The 16,013-nt window shown below is 66.8% G+C and carries 16 protein-coding genes and 1 pseudogene; 8 read left to right on the top strand and 9 right to left on the bottom strand.

The genetic code is table 11. The features are described 5' to 3' along the window. From ACR2JI_RS00405 to ACR2JI_RS00390, 4 genes are all read right to left on the bottom strand, one after another. A partial coding sequence (locus tag ACR2JI_RS00405; protein WP_526386860.1) for a hypothetical protein occupies nucleotides 1-871 on the bottom strand: 871 nt, incomplete at its 3' end. Between the two features lie 160 nt (nucleotides 872-1,031). After that, a complete protein-coding gene (gene lhgD, locus ACR2JI_RS00400) occupies nucleotides 1,032-2,228 on the bottom strand; it encodes an L-2-hydroxyglutarate dehydrogenase (protein ID WP_526386858.1) in 1,197 nt (398 codons plus the stop codon). Nucleotides 2,229-2,323: 95 nt separating this feature from the next. Continuing rightward, on the bottom strand, nucleotides 2,324-3,625 hold the full coding sequence (locus ACR2JI_RS00395; protein ID WP_526386862.1) for an ammonium transporter: 1,302 nt from the start codon (nucleotides 3,623-3,625) through the stop codon (nucleotides 2,324-2,326). Nucleotides 3,626-3,699: 74 nt separating this feature from the next. Further along, nucleotides 3,700-4,194 carry a DUF427 domain-containing protein gene (locus tag ACR2JI_RS00390; RefSeq protein ID WP_526386856.1) on the bottom strand — a complete coding sequence of 165 codons (495 nt, stop codon included), beginning with the start codon at nucleotides 4,192-4,194 and terminating at the stop codon, nucleotides 3,700-3,702. Here ACR2JI_RS00390 and ACR2JI_RS00385 point away from each other — a divergent pair. Beyond that, nucleotides 4,193-5,692 carry an LCP family protein gene (locus ACR2JI_RS00385; RefSeq protein WP_526386854.1) on the top strand — a complete coding sequence of 500 codons (1,500 nt, stop codon included), beginning with the start codon at nucleotides 4,193-4,195 and terminating at the stop codon, nucleotides 5,690-5,692. The two genes, ACR2JI_RS00390 and ACR2JI_RS00385, sit on opposite strands and share 2 nt — an antisense overlap. 3 nt (nucleotides 5,693-5,695) lie before the next feature. Here ACR2JI_RS00385 and ACR2JI_RS00380 read toward each other — a convergent pair whose 3' ends face one another. Beyond that, nucleotides 5,696-6,538 (bottom strand): SDR family oxidoreductase, encoded by an 843-nt coding sequence (locus tag ACR2JI_RS00380; RefSeq protein WP_526386852.1) that lies wholly within the window; start codon nucleotides 6,536-6,538, stop codon nucleotides 5,696-5,698. 144 nt (nucleotides 6,539-6,682) lie between these two features. On the opposite strand from ACR2JI_RS00380, the gene ACR2JI_RS00375 reads away from it, so the two are divergent. Genes ACR2JI_RS00375 through ACR2JI_RS00360 form a run of 4 tightly spaced genes read left to right on the top strand, consistent with a single transcriptional unit; the run spans nucleotide 6,683 to nucleotide 9,155 of the window. Then, nucleotides 6,683-7,096, top strand: coding sequence for an intersectin-EH binding protein Ibp1 (locus ACR2JI_RS00375; RefSeq protein ID WP_526386850.1), 414 nt, complete (start codon nucleotides 6,683-6,685; stop codon nucleotides 7,094-7,096). Between the two features lie 40 nt (nucleotides 7,097-7,136). Continuing rightward, nucleotides 7,137-7,496, top strand: coding sequence for a hypothetical protein (locus ACR2JI_RS00370; RefSeq protein ID WP_526386848.1), 360 nt, complete (start codon nucleotides 7,137-7,139; stop codon nucleotides 7,494-7,496). A gap of 24 nt (nucleotides 7,497-7,520) precedes the next feature. Next, complete coding sequence (locus ACR2JI_RS00365) at nucleotides 7,521-7,679, top strand: hypothetical protein (protein WP_526386846.1); 159 nt, start codon at nucleotides 7,521-7,523, stop codon at nucleotides 7,677-7,679. A gap of 9 nt (nucleotides 7,680-7,688) precedes the next feature. Beyond that, nucleotides 7,689-9,155 (top strand): alpha,alpha-trehalose-phosphate synthase (UDP-forming), encoded by a 1,467-nt coding sequence (locus ACR2JI_RS00360; protein WP_526386844.1) that lies wholly within the window; start codon nucleotides 7,689-7,691, stop codon nucleotides 9,153-9,155. Here the strand turns inward: ACR2JI_RS00360 and ACR2JI_RS00355 are convergent. Continuing rightward, a complete protein-coding gene (locus ACR2JI_RS00355) occupies nucleotides 9,152-10,078 on the bottom strand; it encodes a 3-oxoacyl-ACP reductase (RefSeq protein ID WP_526386842.1) in 927 nt (308 codons plus the stop codon). The genes ACR2JI_RS00360 and ACR2JI_RS00355 overlap by 4 nt on opposite strands. 13 nt (nucleotides 10,079-10,091) lie before the next feature. Continuing rightward, the gene (locus tag ACR2JI_RS00350) at nucleotides 10,092-10,283 is read right to left on the bottom strand and encodes a ferredoxin (protein WP_526386840.1); all 192 of its coding nucleotides are present in this window, start codon (nucleotides 10,281-10,283) and stop codon (nucleotides 10,092-10,094) included. 140 nt (nucleotides 10,284-10,423) lie between these two features. On the opposite strand from ACR2JI_RS00350, the gene ACR2JI_RS00345 reads away from it, so the two are divergent. Genes ACR2JI_RS00345 through fadD17 form a run of 3 tightly spaced genes read left to right on the top strand, consistent with a single transcriptional unit; the run spans nucleotide 10,424 to nucleotide 14,238 of the window. Continuing rightward, complete coding sequence (locus ACR2JI_RS00345) at nucleotides 10,424-11,602, top strand: acyl-CoA dehydrogenase family protein (protein ID WP_526386838.1); 1,179 nt, start codon at nucleotides 10,424-10,426, stop codon at nucleotides 11,600-11,602. A 12-nt stretch (nucleotides 11,603-11,614) separates the two neighbouring features. Then, nucleotides 11,615-12,712, top strand: coding sequence for an acyl-CoA dehydrogenase family protein (locus tag ACR2JI_RS00340; RefSeq protein ID WP_526386836.1), 1,098 nt, complete (start codon nucleotides 11,615-11,617; stop codon nucleotides 12,710-12,712). An 8-nt stretch (nucleotides 12,713-12,720) separates the two neighbouring features. Beyond that, nucleotides 12,721-14,238 (top strand): long-chain-fatty-acid--CoA ligase FadD17, encoded by a 1,518-nt coding sequence (fadD17, locus tag ACR2JI_RS00335; protein WP_526386834.1) that lies wholly within the window; start codon nucleotides 12,721-12,723, stop codon nucleotides 14,236-14,238. Here the strand turns inward: fadD17 and ACR2JI_RS00330 are convergent. Both ACR2JI_RS00330 and ACR2JI_RS00325 read right to left on the bottom strand, forming a co-directional pair. Beyond that, nucleotides 14,235-15,788 (bottom strand): acetolactate synthase large subunit, encoded by a 1,554-nt coding sequence (locus tag ACR2JI_RS00330; RefSeq protein WP_526386832.1) that lies wholly within the window; start codon nucleotides 15,786-15,788, stop codon nucleotides 14,235-14,237. The genes fadD17 and ACR2JI_RS00330 overlap by 4 nt on opposite strands. 22 nt (nucleotides 15,789-15,810) lie before the next feature. Further along, nucleotides 15,811-16,013 (bottom strand): annotated as a pseudogene (locus ACR2JI_RS00325) (acyl-CoA synthetase); the annotation flags it as partial.

Genomic DNA, 16,013 nt, shown 5'->3' with positions numbered 1-16,013 from the left:
GCAGGGCAGTCGTGACGTCCTTGACAAACTTCTGAACCACTGTGCGGGTACTCGGAATGAAGGCCGCCGCGATACCCGCCTCATCCGGAGTGGCGATCGGCGCGTACTGCACACCCGTACCGATGCTCAGGTTCAGCAGCGTCCCCGGGATACCCGACGCGCCCAGCAGACCGTCAACCGCGTAGTTCCAAGCACTCTCGATATCGCACAGGCTCAACGCCGTCAATGAGTTGGTGACTACTTCGGTGGCCTTTGCGACCACAAGGCCGGCCTGCCCCGCCGCCACCTGGAGCGCCAACGGAAGGTCGCCGACCACGGTGGCGACCACAGCCTGGGCATTGGCGAGCACACCGTTGAACACGTAGCTACCCGCGGCAAGCAAGGCAGTGCCTGCTGTGTTGACCGCGGTGGACAGCGCCGTCAAGGCACCCGAGATGTTCAACGCCACCAGCTGACCGACAGCGGTCCAGATGCCCTGGCCCAGCGCGATGCCCGACACAGTGAGGGCGTTGCCGGTGACATTGAGGTAGTTCAGGCCGTTGTAGCCCAGCTGGCTGATGATCGGCAACGCATCATCGATGAATTGCGACACCAAGCCCACCGACGAGTAACCGCCCAGAGCGGCGGTCTCGAGCGCGGCAGGCAACAGCGGCCAGTTGGTCGGCGGCACGCCCCACGTGGCCGTGCCGAAGCCGGAGTTAGGCCAGCTCGCCGCCGTGGTCACCGCACCGGTGTCATTGGTGAGGTACTGGTTGGCCATCGCCAACGTGGTCGACAACTGAGCCAACGGGCTATCAAACGCCGACAGCGCAACAGCTGCCTTGGTCACCGACAGCGCCGGCAGCGAAACAGCCGGGGCGATCGGGGTCATGGCGACGGCGGTAGCGCCAACAACCGCGGTAGTGCCCGCGATCAGATGTGAACGAAGAGAGATTTGCATGGCTACTCCAAAGAATGAGGGTTGATTCCTTGACACTACCTGAGAAAAACCTTAACGGAACCCTTTCCTGAATTTGCCGCTCAACCTGACCTCAACCTGCGGCAACGCGGTCCACCAGTTCTCGGGCCAGCGCGAAAGCTGATGTGGCCGCCGGGGACGGCGCGTTGCGCACATGCGCGACATGGCTGTCGTCGGAGATGACGAAGTCATCGACGAGGGCGCCGTCCCGGCCGACGGCCTGCGCCCGCACCCCGGCATGCGCGCTGCCGTCGAGATCGGCTGTGGTCAGCCCCGGCATGTAGCGGGCGGCCGCGTCGACGAAGGCCCGCCTGCTGGCCGCCATCCGCATCTCCTCGACACCCACCTTCCAGTAGCGGCGGGCCACCTTCCAGGTGCCGGGCCAGGTCAGTGCTTCCCAACTGTCGCGCAGGCTCACCCGGCGCAGCGAGTAGGCGTCGCGGGCGGCCACCATCATCGCCGTCGGCCCCAGGGTCACCTCGCCGCCGATATGTCTGGTGATGTGCACGCCGAGGAACGGCAGGTCCGGGTTGGGCACCGGGTAGATCATCCCGCGCAGTCGTGGGGTCGCGGTCGGTCGCAGACCCAGATAGGCGCCGCGGAACCCGATGATCTGCGGGTCGCGCGGCGCACCGCTCCGTCGGGCCAGCCGGTCGGCCCACAGCCCGGCGCAGACGATCACCGTACGACCCCGCACCGGCCCCTGCGCGGTGTGCACGACGGCAGGCTCCCCGCCGTCGATCGCGGTCACCCCGGTACCGAAGCGGACCGCGACACCGTCAGCCAAAAGGTCATCGACCAGTGCCTGTGCGACTGCGCCGTAATCGACGATCCCGGTGTTGGGCGCGTGAAGTGCTTGCAGCCCAACAGCATTCGGTTCAATATCGGCGATCTCAGCCCCGCCGATGCGGCGTAGCCCGGGCACGCCGTTAGCGATTCCGCGGGCTTCGAGATCATCCAGTCGCGGCAGCTCCTCGGCGTCCACCGCCACGATCAATTTGCCGCAGCGCTCATAGGGGATCGCGTGTTCGGTGCAGTACTCGTACATCAGCCGCGAGCCCTCGACACACAGTCGTGCTTTCAGCGAGCCGGGCGGGTAGTAGATCCCACCGTGGATCACCCCGGAGTTGTGTCCGGTCTGATGCCGGGCGGGTCCTGCCTCACGTTCGAGGACGGTCACCGAGTCCTGCGGATACCGCGACATCCACTCCCGAGCTACGGCGAGTCCGACGATCCCTGCACCCACCACCACCAAGTCAGCTGTCGGCACGATTTCAGGGTATCCCGGTCATGACGCCCAGCCCGTCCCCCCGACGGCCTCACCATCAGCCACCGGAACTGCGCAATGGCATCGGCGAGTGTGGTTCAGTCGTCGTCGTCGGGATCGGGCCGGCGGAAGGCCTCGCGGTCACCGAACAGCGGCCGACGCACCTGCTGCTGGCCGTGCACGCCCTCGGCATAGGCCGTCTCGGCGTGCTGGGTGAAGTCGACACCACTGGCCTCGTCATCGGCGCTGACGCGGAATCCCATCGTCATGTCGATCAACCGGGCCAGCACGTAGGACACCGTGAACGCGTAGAGGGCCACCACCACCATGGCCAGAGCCTGCTTGCCCAATTGGGATGTGCCGCCGCCGAAGAAGAGGCCCTTCGGCCCGCCGGTCATCACCTCGGTGGCCAGTAGACCGATCAGCACGACGCCGACTACGCCGCCGACGAAGTGCACCCCCACCACATCCAGGGAGTCGTCGTAATTCCACTTGAACTTCAGCGAGACGGCAAACGAGCAGACGATGCCGGCCAACAGGCCCGCCACCGCGGCGCCCAGGGTGTTCACCGTGCCGCACGAGGGTGTGATCGCAACCAGGCCGGCCACAACACCGGATGCGGCGCCGAATGTTGTCGGCTTGCCATCGCGGATCTGCTCCACCGACAACCATCCGAGCATGCCCAGGCAACCGGCGACCAGCGTGTTGAGGAAGATGGCCGACGCAAGCCCATTGGCCGCCAACGCCGATCCGGCATTGAAACCGAACCAGCCGAACCACAGCAGACCGACGCCGAGTAGAACGAACGGCAGATTATGCGGCCGCATTGCGTCCACTTTGAAGCCCAGCCGTGGACCCAGTACCAGAGCAAGCGCCAGCGCCGAGGAACCGGAGACGATCTCCACGACCAGTCCGCCGGCGTAGTCCAGGACGCCGAGCTCGAACAGCCAGCCGTCGGGACCCCAGACCCAGTGCGCCACAACGCAGTACACGGCCAACGTCCAGAGCGGGACGAAGACCATCCAGGCCGCGAACTTCGCGCGATCGGCGATAGCACCGCTGATGAGGGCGGCGGTGATGATTGCGAAGCTCAGCTGGAACGTGGCGAAGAGTAGTTCCGGAACCGCACCGTGCGCGGTCTCCGGTCCTATGCCTGCCATGCCGAGATTGGACAGACCGCCGATGAAACCGCCTCCGCTTGTGAAGGCAATGCTGTACCCGGCCAGCAGCCACACCACCGTCACCAGTGGAATGGAGATGAAGCTCATCATGATCATGTTGAGAACACCGGTGGTGCGGACCATGCCTCCGTAGAAGATGGCAAGACCGGGCGTCATCAGCAACACCAGCGCGGTGCTCACAAGCAACCATGCGGTGGCTGCAGGATCTATCGACTCCACGGTGTTCAACTCCTTCGACGGTCGTCGATGAGGATACGTGGCGGTCGTGTTTCAGCGCTGTTTTCGCCCCAGCGTCACCAGCCCATCGAGCCGGGTCCGCCCTTGAACGGGCCGGTGACCCGACCGGTGATCCAGCCGCCGTAGAAGCCGCCGGGCTGCGGCACGACGGTCTCGCCGTCGACGGTGCAGCGATCCACCTGCCCGGCCATCACGGCGACGGCGTCGCGGATCGGAGCGAATCCCGGCGTCGGATCGGGGTAGGTCCAGGCCGACTTCTCGGCGACCTTGGCGGCGGTGACCAGGTCGAAATAGCGCGCCCGGCCCTTCCACTCACACCAGGACTCACCGGGCGCGGCCCGCAGCACACCATCGGCGAATGCGGTTCGCGGCAGGTAGTAGGTCGGCGGGTGACTGGTTTCGAGCACTCGCCATCCCTGTTCGGTGGATGCGATCAGCTGCCCGCCGAGTTCGATGGTGATGGTGCCGATGAACGGCTCCAGCCGGGGCGGTCGGGGGTAGTCCCACACCGACTCCTGACCGGGCCCCGGGGTTTCAGGTTGCGGGCGCATGGGTTCCGACGATAGCCGGGGACGCATACTGGCGATCATGCGCGCGCTACGGATTCTCGGGCGGACCCTGCTCGCGCTGCTGGCCACCACCGTCCTCACCGTCACCGGCCTGACCTACTGGGAGGCCCACGGGCTGCTGGGCGGGATCACGGTTTCGCACGCGCTGGGCCTGGACGCGCCGCGCTCCCGCGGCGGGGCGACCAACATCCTGCTCATCGGGTTGGACTCCCGCCGTGACCAGGACGGTAACGACCTGCCGGACTTCATCCTGGACAAGCTGCATGCCGGTGACTCCAGTTCAGGTGGTTACAACACCAACACCCTGATCCTGGTCCACATCGGCGCCGACAACCGGGTGGTGGCCTTCTCGATTCCGCGCGACGACTACGTCGCCGTCACCGGTATCGACGGATACGACCACATCAAGATCAAGGAGGCCTACGGGCTGACCAAGGCGCAGACCGAGCAGCAACTGCGCGACGAAGGTGTCACCGACACCGGTGAACTGGAGCGGCAGAGCCGCGAGGCCGGCCGCGAGGCCACCCTGCGAGCCGTGCGCGACCTGACCGGCCAGCCCATCGACTACTTCGCCGAGGTCAACCTCGCCGGTTTCTACGACCTCGCCGACAGCCTCGGCGGTGTCGAGGTGTGTCTGAATCACGCCGTCTACGACGAGTACTCCGGAGCGGACTTCCCGGCCGGCCCCCAGCGCCTCGACGCGGAGCAGGCCTTGGCGTTCGTGCGGCAGCGCCACGGTCTGGAGAACGGCGACCTGGACCGGACGCACCGACAGCAGGCCTTCCTATTGTCGATCCTGCACGAACTTCAGGACTCGGGAGCGTTGGGCAATCTGGACGAGTTCCGCTCGCTGATGGAGGTGGCACGCAAGGACATCGTGCTGTCACAGGGCTGGGGCGAGGATCAGTTCAGCCGGATGGCCGCACTTGCCGGAGGAGACGTGGAATTCCGGACGCTCCCGGTGGTGCGGTACGAGAACATCGACGGCCAGGACGTCAACATCGTCGACCCGGCGGCGATCCGCGCAGAGATCGCCGCGGCGATCGACGGTTCGCCCGTCGGTGCAGGCGCACCGCAGAATCCCGCGCCGAATGCGGACACAGTCGTCGCAGTCGTCAACGCCAGTGACACCTACGGACTGGCCGCCACCGCCGCCGATGTTCTGGTCCGCAAGGGATACACCATCGAAGAGATCCGCGACCGCAAGGACGGCGAGCCGCCCGCGACCGTCATCGACTTCGGGCCCGGTGCGGACGCGGACGCCGCGGCGCTGGCCGGCATCCTCGGCATCTCCTCGGTGCCGCAGGCCAATCCCAACCTGCCGGACGGAAAAATCCGCGTCATTCTGAGTCCTGGCTACGAAATACCCTCTGACCCAACTGATCTCGCCACCACCGAGACCAGCGGTGCCGAATCCGCAACACCGGCCCCCGACGCGGGAGCACCGATCGACGGCGGCGGCGTTCCCTGCGTCAATTAACCGTCAATTAACTACGCCGCGTAACCCGTCCTCACCGAACAACGGGGCCAGCATGGCCGACATGTCGGGACCGCGACGCAGTCCGTGCCCACCGTCGACGTTGATGACCTGACCGGTGATCCAGGCGGCCGCATCACTGAGTAGGAACAGCGCCATGTTGGCCACATCGGTGACCTCTCCGACGCGTGGCAGCGGGGTGCACTGCCGGTAATCCTCGGCGACCTCCGGGGAGTTGAGGATGACCTCCACCAGGTCGGTCCGGATCAGGCCCGGCCGGATGCCGTTGACCCGCACCCAGGAGGCGCCCAGCTCATCGGCCGCCAGCAGCATCAGGTGATCCAGTGCGGACTTGCTCACGCCGTATGCGCCGAACCAGCGGTGGACGTTGCTCGAGGCGATCGAGGAGATTCCGACGAAGGAACCACCGCCGGCCCGCACCATCTCCCGGGCGGTGTGCTTGAGGACGTACATGGTCCCGTTGACGTTGAGGTCGACGGTGCGCCGCCAGGCATCGGAGTCGATCTGGGTGATCGGGCCGATGGTCTCCGAGCCGCCCGCGCAGTGCACCACCCCGTGCAGCCGGCCGCGCAGGGCCGTGACCTTCTCGACCAGCCGGGCGACCTGCTCCTCATCGGTGACGTCGGCCGGCTCGGCGAGGACCTCACATCCGGAGTTCGACGGCCGCAGCGCCCGGAGCTCCTCGGCCGCAGCGGCCAGCCGGTCAGCGGTGCGGCCGACGATCATCACGTTGGCGCCCGAACGGACCAGTTCGGCGGCCACACCCTTACCTATTCCGGTGCCGCCGCCGGTGACCAGATAGGTCCGATCAGTGAACGAGAGCTCCATGGGTGTTCTCCTCGGGTGAAAACCTTCAGGTGAGGCCGGTAGGCAATTCACATTAGTATCGGATGTAACGCTCCGGTCGGGGCCGGCGAAAGATCAGGAAAGGCCTGCCCTCTACGGCGCAGTCTCCGGACAGAAAGCTCTCCTATGGCAACTTTGACATCGTTGACGCAGCGTCTGCTGCTTGCCGGTGGTTTCACCCTGGCGGTCGCGGCCGCCCCCCTGATGGTGGCGGTCAGCAGCCACCCGGCCGGCCCGCTGCCGGCGGTGGCGGCCTGCCCGACCGGTGAGGTCCAGGACCCGGCCTCCGGGGCCTGCAAGCCGACGACCGACAACACCACCCAGCCGGGCGTCAACCCGATCAACCCGGAGAACGTGCCACTTCAGCCCAACGAGCTCACGTCCTCTCGCCAGGGCGACGTCGGCTCGCTGCCCGAGGTGAACGGCATCCCGTGCAACGGCAACCACGGCGGCGGCGGCAGCACCGGCCAGTGCATCGGCCTTTCCGAGAGCCAGGGCACCTATCAGCAACCCAAGAGCTCGATCTCCTCGAGCCCGTAGAAGCACCTGTCAGCGAACCCGTAAGCGAAAAGGAATAGCCATGTCGATCGTTACCAAGAAACTGCTCACGGCGGGCCTGCTCACCGCAGGCGCGGCGCTGTTCATCGGCGCCCCGTCCGCATTCGCCCAGCCCCTGCCCAATCCGGAGCCGGTTCCGGAGCCGGTGCCCGGCGAGAGCGTTCCCCAGGTGAGCTCCGATGGCGAGATTCGGGTCTCCGCCCCCGGCGTGGGTCCCAGCGGCAGCAACTCGGAGAGCACTGGTGCGCCGGTGGAAGCGGTGCCCAATATCAACGGTGATTCCTGCACCGGCGGCTTTGAGTCGACGGTCTGCTACGCCGAGCAGCAGGGCGACAGCCCGCTCGCCGTCCAGCCCCGGACGTCGATCTCCAGCAGCCCGTAGCCCCGCATCGCATAGAGTTGGGCCATGCCTACCAAATCTGAGCCTGAGATCGGCGAGGTCGAACCGTTGGCCGACACCACGGCACGCCAGGCGCGCCGAGTGGTCGCCGCGTATGCCACCGATGCCGACGAGTGCCGGGTTTTCCTGGCGATGCTCGGCATCGGGCCCAAGCTCGAGGCCTAAGAACCCCGGGTGGGTAGCGCCGGCGCGAAATCCGGACAGACCGCGGCCGGCGGCTCCGGAACCTCCGACTTCGTGGTGGTGGCCAACCGGCTGCCGATTGACATGGAGCGGCTTGCCGACGGAACCGTCAACTGGAAGCGCAGCCCGGGCGGGCTCGTGACCGCCCTGGAGCCGCTGCTGCGTAAGCAGCGCGGCGCCTGGATCGGCTGGGCCGGTGTGGTGGACGGCCCCGAAGACCCGATCGTCGAGGATGGTCTGCAGCTGTTCCCGGTCCGGCTGTCCGCCGAGGACGTCGCCGAGTACTACGAGGGTTTCTCCAACGCGACCCTGTGGCCGCTCTATCACGACGTGATCGCCAAGCCGATCTACCACCGGGAGTGGTGGGACCGCTACGTCGACGTCAACCGGCGCTTCGCCGAGGCCGCCTCGCGGGCGGCGGCCGAAGGTGCGACCGTGTGGGTGCAGGACTACCAGTTGCAACTCGTCCCGCAGATGCTGCGCACCCTGCGCCCCGATCTGACGATCGGATTCTTCCTGCACATCCCGTTCCCACCGGTCGAACTGTTCATGCAGCTGCCGTGGCGGGCCGAGATCATCGAGGGCCTGCTGGGCGCCGACCTGGTGGGCTTTCATCTGGCCGGCGGTGCGGAGAACTTCCTGTTTCTGTCGCGTCGGCTCGCCGGGGCGGAGACCACCCGAGCATCGATCGGAGTTCGGTCCCGCTTCGGCGAGGTGCAACTGGGATCGCGCACCATCAAGGTCGGCGCGTTTCCGATTTCCATCGATTCGGCAGAACTCGACGAGAAGGCCCGCGATCGCAGTGTCCGCAAGCGCGCCAAGGAGATTCGTGCCGAGCTGGGCAACCCTCGCAAGATGATGCTCGGTGTGGACCGGCTGGACTACACCAAGGGCATCGAGGTCCGACTGCGGGCGTTCTCCGATTTGCTCGAAGAAGGCCGGGCCAACGGCGGTGACACCGTACTGGTGCAGTTGGCCACCCCGAGCCGGGAACGGGTGGAGAGTTACCGCATCCTGCGCAACGATATCGAGCAACAGGTCGGACGCATCAACGGGGAATACGGCGAGGTCGGCCATCCGGTGGTGCACTACCTGCACCGGCCGATCCCCCGCGACGAGTTGATCGCCTTCTTCGTGGCCAGCGATGTCATGCTCGTCACCGCGTTACGCGATGGCATGAACCTGGTGGCCAAGGAATACGTCGCCTGCCGCAGCGATCTCGGTGGCGCACTGGTGCTCAGCGAGTTCACCGGCGCGGCAGCGGAATTGCGGCAGGCCTACCTCACCAACCCGCACGACCTCGAAGACGTCAAGAACGCCATCGAATCCGCCCTCAATCAGACCCCGGAAGAGGGCCGGCGCCGGATGCGGGCGATGCGCCGCCAGGTGCTGGCACACAACGTGGACCGGTGGGCCCGGGCATTCCTGGACGCCCTGTCCGACACCAAATCCGGTTAGGCGTCACCCATCAGATTCATCGCCCCGAAGTTGCGATTCGGATCGCGGCCGGCGAAGTACTCCTGCATCGAGGCGCTGAGGCCTTCGGTATCCCAGGAGGTGCCGTCGGCATGGAAGCGATGTTCGGCGGTCGGCGCGGCAACCAGTGTCACCGTCGGGCCGTACACGACGAACACCTGACCGTTGACGTGATCGGAGGCGGGTGCGGCCAGGAACCGCACCAGGGTGACGACGTGTTCCGGTGAGAGCGGGTCGATTTCGCCTTCGGACAACTCCGGTGCGGCGCCGAAGACTTCGGCGGTCATCGCGGTGCGGGCCCGCGGGCAGATGGCGTTGGAGCGCACCCCGTACCGCTCCAGGCCGCGGGCGGCGGTCAGCGTCAGCGCGCTGATTGCGGCTTTCGCGGCGCCGTAGTTGGCCTGTCCGATCGGGCCGGACAGTCCGGCCTCCGATGAAGTGTTGATGATGCGGCCGTAGACGGTGCCGCCGCTGTCCTTGGCCTGATTGCGCCAGTACACCGCGGCATTGCGGGTGAGCAGAAAATGCCCACGCAGATGCACGGCGATGACGAGGTCCCAGTCCTCGTCGGACATGTTGAACAACATCCGGTCCCGGGTGATGCCGGCGTTGTTGACGACGATGTTCAGGCCGCCGAGGCCCTCGGCGGTGGCGATCAACTCGTCGGCGGTCGCGCGCTGACTGATATCACCGGCGACCGCGACTGCCTCAGAACCGGCCGACCGGATCTCGTCGAACACATCTGAGGCGTCCAACGCGTGCGCCATGTCGTTGATGACGACGGTGGCGCCGGATCGGGCGAGTCCGATGGCCTCTGCCCGACCGAGGCCGGCTGCGGCCCCGGTCACGACGGCCACCCGCCCGCTCAGGTCCAGTGACGCGTCACGTTCATCCTTGGCTACCAAGAGTCGGCGGCCTCTAGTCGCGACGGGTCAGGGCTGCGCGGGGGCATTCGGCGATCGCCTGCTCGGCGAGGGCCTCCTCAGCGGCGGGAATCGGATCCTTGGTGACCATCACGTAATCCTCATCGTCGAGTTCGAAGAGATCAGGGGCAATGCCCACGCACACGGCATTACCTTCGCACCGGTCACGGTCCACTTCGACGCGCATGATTCCTCCTAGCACCCGTAGGCGTCACGATACGGCCATTATCGCAGGCTGGATTGCCAGACTAGAACGTGTTACAAAAATAGGTATCGGCTTCCTTCGAAGCGAGTCGCCGAAAGTCACCGAACTGGAGGTTCAGGCGGATGCGTATCAGTTACACCCCGGAGCAGGAGCAGTTGCAGCGCGAGCTGCGCTCGTACTTCTCGACGCTGATGACCCCCGAGCGCTCCGAAGCGCTGATGGCCGTCGGCGGCGAATACGGCACCGGTAACGCCTACCGGGAGACCGTGGCTCAGATGGGCCGCGACGGATGGCTGGCCCTGGGCTGGCCCAAGGAGTACGGCGGGCAGGCCCGCTCGACGATGGACCAGTTGATCTTCACCGACGAGGCGGCCATCGCCGGGGCACCGGTGCCGTTCCTGACGATCAACAGCGTCGCCCCGACGATCATGGCGTTCGGGACCGAGGAGCAGAAGAAGTTCTACCTGCCCAAGATCGCCAACGGCGATCTGCACTTCTCCATCGGCTACTCCGAACCCGGGGCGGGCACCGATCTGGCGAACCTCCGAACCTCGGCGGTCCGCGATGGCGACGACTATGTGATCAACGGTCAGAAGATGTGGACCAGCCTGATCCAGTACGCCGATTACGTGTGGCTCGCGGTGCGCACCAACACCGAGGCCAAGAAGCACCGTGGCATCTCCATGCTGATAGTTCCGACCAGCGCGGAGGGCTTCTCCTGGACCCCGGTGCACACCATGGCCGGCACCACCACCAGTGCCACCTACTACCAGGATGTGCGTGTCCCGGTCGGCAATCGGGTCGGCGAGGAGAACGCCGGCTGGAAACTGGTGACCAACCAGCTCAACCATGAGCGGGTCGCGCTGGTTTCAGCGCAGCCGCTCTTCATCGCGCTGACGCTGGTGCGTGAGTGGGCCCAGAACACCAAGGACGCGCGCGGCAACCGACTCATCGATTCAGAGTGGGTGCAGCTCAATCTCGCTCGCGTGCACGCGAAGGCCGAATACCTCAAGCTGATCAACTGGGAGCTGGCCTCCTCCGAAGCTGAAGCACCGTCGGCTGCCGACGCCTCGGCAGCCAAGGTGTTCGGCACCGAACTCGCCACCGAGGCCTACCGTCTGCTGATGGAGATCCTCGGACCGTCAGCGACGCTCCGTCAGAACTCCCACGGCGCTTTGCTGCGCGGGCGGCTTGAGCGGATGCACCGCTCCTCACTGATCCTCACCTTCGGCGGCGGCACCAACGAGGTTCAGCGCGACATCATCGGCATGACGGCCCTCGGCCTGCCCCGGAATCGTTAAGAGAGCGATCTAATGGATTTCACCAAAACCGAAGCTTCCCAGGATCTTTCAGGACTCGTCCGCACGATCGTCGATTCGGTGTGCACTCCTGCGCACCAGCGCACCCTTGACGGCCTCGATCAGCGTTTCGACGAGACCCTGTGGGAGAAGCTGATCCATGCCGATGTGCTGAGCACCGCCGCACCCGAGGAAGTCGGAGGTGGCGGATTCGGCGTGCTGGAGCAGACTGCGATTCTGACCGCCCTCGGCCGGCAACTGGCCGCTGTTCCCTACCTGGAGTCGGTGATCTTGGGCGCCGGTGCGCTGGCGAAGTTCGGCTCTTCAGAACTGGGTCGCGACTGGGCCGCTCCGGCCGTCGCCGGCCTGCGGGTGCTCACCGTCGCACTCGATGGCGAATTGGGTCAGGCACCGGTCGCCGCGGCCGCCGCCGGTGCCGGGTTCCGGCTGACCGGAACACGGACCCAGGTTCCCTTCGGTCCGGTTGCCGACGCATTCCTGGTTCCGGCCGAAACCGACTCGGGTGTCAAGGTTTTCCTGGTCGCCGCCGATGATCCCGGGGTGTCGGTGACTGCGCTGGAGACCACCGGGCAGAACAGCTCGGCCGAACTGGAATTGGCCGGTGTGGAGGTGTCCGCGGACCGGGTGGTCGGAGGTGCGGAGGCACTGGACTGGCTGACCACCCATCGTGCGGTCGGTCTGGCGGCTTACCAGCTCGGGGTCCTCGAACGCGCCCTTGAGCTCACCGCCGACTACGCCCGTACCCGCGAGCAGTTCGATCGCCCGATCGGCAGTTTCCAGGCGGTGGCCCAGCGTCTTGCCGACGACTACATCGACATCAAGGGCCTGCGGCTGACTCTCGAGCAGGCGGCGTGGCGGTTATCGGAGGATCTGCCTGCCGAGGTCGAGGTCGCCACGGCCGCTTTCTGGGCGGCAGAGGCCGGCCACCGGGTGGCGCACACCACCGTGCACGTGCACGGCGGCGTCGGCATCGACACCGACCATCAGGTACACCGCTACTTCATCACCGCCAAGCAGATCGAGTTCGCCATCGGCGGCGCGACTGCGGCGCTGCGAGTGATCGGCCGGGATCTGGCCGACACCCCGGCCTAGTTTCCGCATTGCTACAGCCCACCGTCACCCGGCTGCTGGAGCCGCTGGCCGAGGTCGATGACCGGGGTATCAGTGCCGACGACGGTTCGTATTCGACATGGCGCCAACATGTTCAGGACGGCGTGAACCTGGCCGCGATGTTGCGATCGCGGTTGGATTCGGACCGCCCGCCGCACGTCGGGGTGCTGCTGGGCAATACCCCGGTGTTCTCGGCGCTGCTGGTGGCCGCCGGGCTCGGCGGCATCGTCCCGGTAGGCCTGAACCCGACTCGCCGTGGCGCGGCACTGCGAGCCGATATCGAGCATGCCGACTGCCAGCTGGTGCTCTGCGACACCGACACCGATACCTACGGCCACGGCTTCAGCCCGCCCGGCATGGACATCCTGGCCGTGACCTCACCGGGGTGGCATGCGGAGTTGAGCGGATTCGCAGATTCGCCGATCACCATCGCCGATACCGATTTTGACGATTTGTTCATGCTGATCTTCACCTCGGGTACCAGCGGTAACCCGAAGGCGGTGCGGTGCACCCACGAGAAGGTGGCCGGGCCCGGGATCATGCTCTCCAGTCGCTTCGGTCTGGGGCCCTCGGACACCTGCTATCTGTCGATGCCGCTGTTCCACTCCAACGCGGTGATGGCGGGCTGGGCGCCCGCGGTCGCGGCGCAGGCCTCAATTGCGTTGCGCCGCAAATTCTCCGCGTCGCAGTTCATTCCGGATGTGCGACGCTTCGGAGCCACCTACGCCAACTACGTCGGCAAGCCGATGTCCTACATCCTGGCCACGCCGCCCCTTCCCGATGATGCCGACAACCCGCTGCGGATCATGTACGGCAACGAAGCCGCACCGCGCGACATCGCGCGTTTCGCCGAACGGTTCGGCGTGACGGTCATCGACGGCTTCGGTTCCACCGAGGGCGGTATCGCGATCGGCCGCACCCCGGACACCCCGGAGGGCTCGCTGGGGCCGCTACCGGAGGACCTCGACATCCTCGACGTCGAAACCGGCCGGCCGTGCCCGCCCGGGGTGATCGGTGAACTGGTCAACGTCACCGGCCCGGGCCAGTTCCGCGGCTACTACAAGGATCCGGAGTCCGAGGCGCAGCGGATGACGGGCGGCGGGTATCACAGCGGCGACCTCGCCTACCGCGACGAGGACGGTTTCGTCTACTTCGCCGGCCGACTCGGCGACTGGATGAGGGTGGACGGGGAGAACCTGGGCACCGCCCCGATCGAACGGGTGCTGATGCGCTATCCGGGCGTGACCGAAGTTGCGGTGTACGGCATTCCCGATGAGGTGGGCGACCGCGTGGTGGCGGCACTGGTGCTGCCGGCGGACACGGCGTTCGACGCCGCCGACTTCGGCCGATTCCTGGCCGCCCAGGACGATCTCGGCCCCAAGCAGTGGCCGTCATTCGTGCGGGTGGCGGCGACGCTGCCCAGGACCGAGACCTTCAAGGTGATCAAACGTCAGCTGACGGCGCAGGGGCTCGACTGCACCGACCAGATTTTCGAGATACCGCGCTAACCCGCGATTGAGGGCATGACCGCCTCGATGAGGTGCGGTCCCGGCGCTGCGAAGGCGGCTTGCAGCGCCTCGGCGAATTCCTCAGCGGTGGTCACCCGACTCGCCGGTACACCCATCCCTTCGGCGATACGCACGAAATCCAGTGTGGGCGGGTTCAAGTCGAGCAGCGATTCCGCTTTCGGCCCGGGTTGCTGGGCGTTCTCAACGCCGACCCGTTGCAACTCGATACGCAGGATGTCGTAGGCGCGGTTGGCGAAGATCACGGTGGTGATGTTCAGGTTGTCGCGGGCGTGGTTCCACAGCGCGGAGATGGTGTACATGGCTGAGCCGTCGGACTCCAGGCATAGCACCGGGCGATCCGGTGCGGCGATCGCGGCGCCGACCGCGACCGGCAGCGCGTAACCGATGGCGCCTCCGGTCAGCGTCAGCCAGTCATGGGCGGGTGCCCCCGCTGTGGTCTGCGGCAGCATGAACCCCGATGTGTTGGACTCGTCGACCACGATCGCGCGGTCCGGAAGCAGCGCGCCGATCACCCCGGCGGAGGTCTGCACCGTCAACGGCCCGCCGGGCAACGCCGGGCGACTCGGTGCGGCGGTCGCCGCGACGACGCCGGGAGCCAGCGCGTCGGCCAACGCGGTCAGCGCGGCCGACGCGCCGTTGGGCCCGGCCAGGGTGTGCACCCGGCAGCCGTCGGGCACCAGGTCACTCGGCTTGCCGGGGTAGCCGAAGAAGCTCACCGGCGACACCGCACCGGCCAGCACCAGATGCCGGGTGCCTGCCAACTGGGCGGCGGCCGCCTCGGCGAAGTAGGCCAGCCGCTCTGCCGCCGGGATGCCCGCGCCCCGTTCCAGCCGAGCGGGAAACGTCTCGCAGATCACCGTCGCCCCGAACTTCTGTGCCAGCCGGGTGGCCGCCGCCAGACCCGCCTCCCGGGTGGCGTCGCCGCCGACCATGATCACCGTCGGCTCCCCGGAGCGCAGCGCCACGGCCACGCCATCGGGATCGCCGACGACCCGTGATGGCTGGGCCACAACAGGTTTCGCCGGAGCCGCCCCATCGGTCCACGACACGTCAGCGGGCAGGATCAGCGATGCGATATGCCGGTCGGCTCGGGCCGAGGCCACTGCTTCGGCGGCATCGGCGGCCACGTCGGACACCCGCATACTGCGCCGCATCCACCCCGACACGGTGCCGGCCACAGCGTCGATATCGGACTCCAGCGGTGCGTCGTATTTCTTGTGGTAGATCGCGTGGTCGCCGACCACGACCACCATCGGTACCCGGGCACGTCGCGCATTGTGCAGATTGGCCAGCCCGTTGCCCAGTCCCGGACCCAGATGCACCAGCACCGCCGCAGGCTCATCGGCCATCCGGGCGTAACCGTCGGCCGCCCCGGTCGCCACCCCTTCGAACAGGGTGAGCACCCCGCGCATCTCGGGAACGGTGTCCAGCGCCGCGACGAAGTGCATCTCGGAGGTGCCGGGGTTGGCGAAGCAGGTTCGTACTCCGCTGTCGACAAGGGTCTGCAGGAGGGCCTGTGCGCCGTTCACGGTCTGACCCTAGACCGGCCGGTCATTTGGTGTGCTTGGAGTGCACCTCGTCGGCGGGCCGCAACTCGGTCTCATCCTTGGCCCACTTGTAATCCGGCTTGCGGGCAGGGTAACGCTTTATGGCGTCGACGATCCTCAGGCTGCGCGGCACCTTGTAACCGGCGATGTCCTTGCGCACGACGGGGTCCAGATCCGTCAGGGTCGGTCGCCGGCCCTGACGCGGGG

Origin of the sequence: Mycobacterium sp. (assembly GCF_051006775.1) — a bacterium.
Taxonomy (GTDB): domain Bacteria; phylum Actinomycetota; class Actinomycetes; order Mycobacteriales; family Mycobacteriaceae; genus Mycobacterium.
The sequence above is the reverse complement of the archived record's forward strand: the minus strand, read 5'-3'. Positions and strand labels throughout refer to the sequence as shown.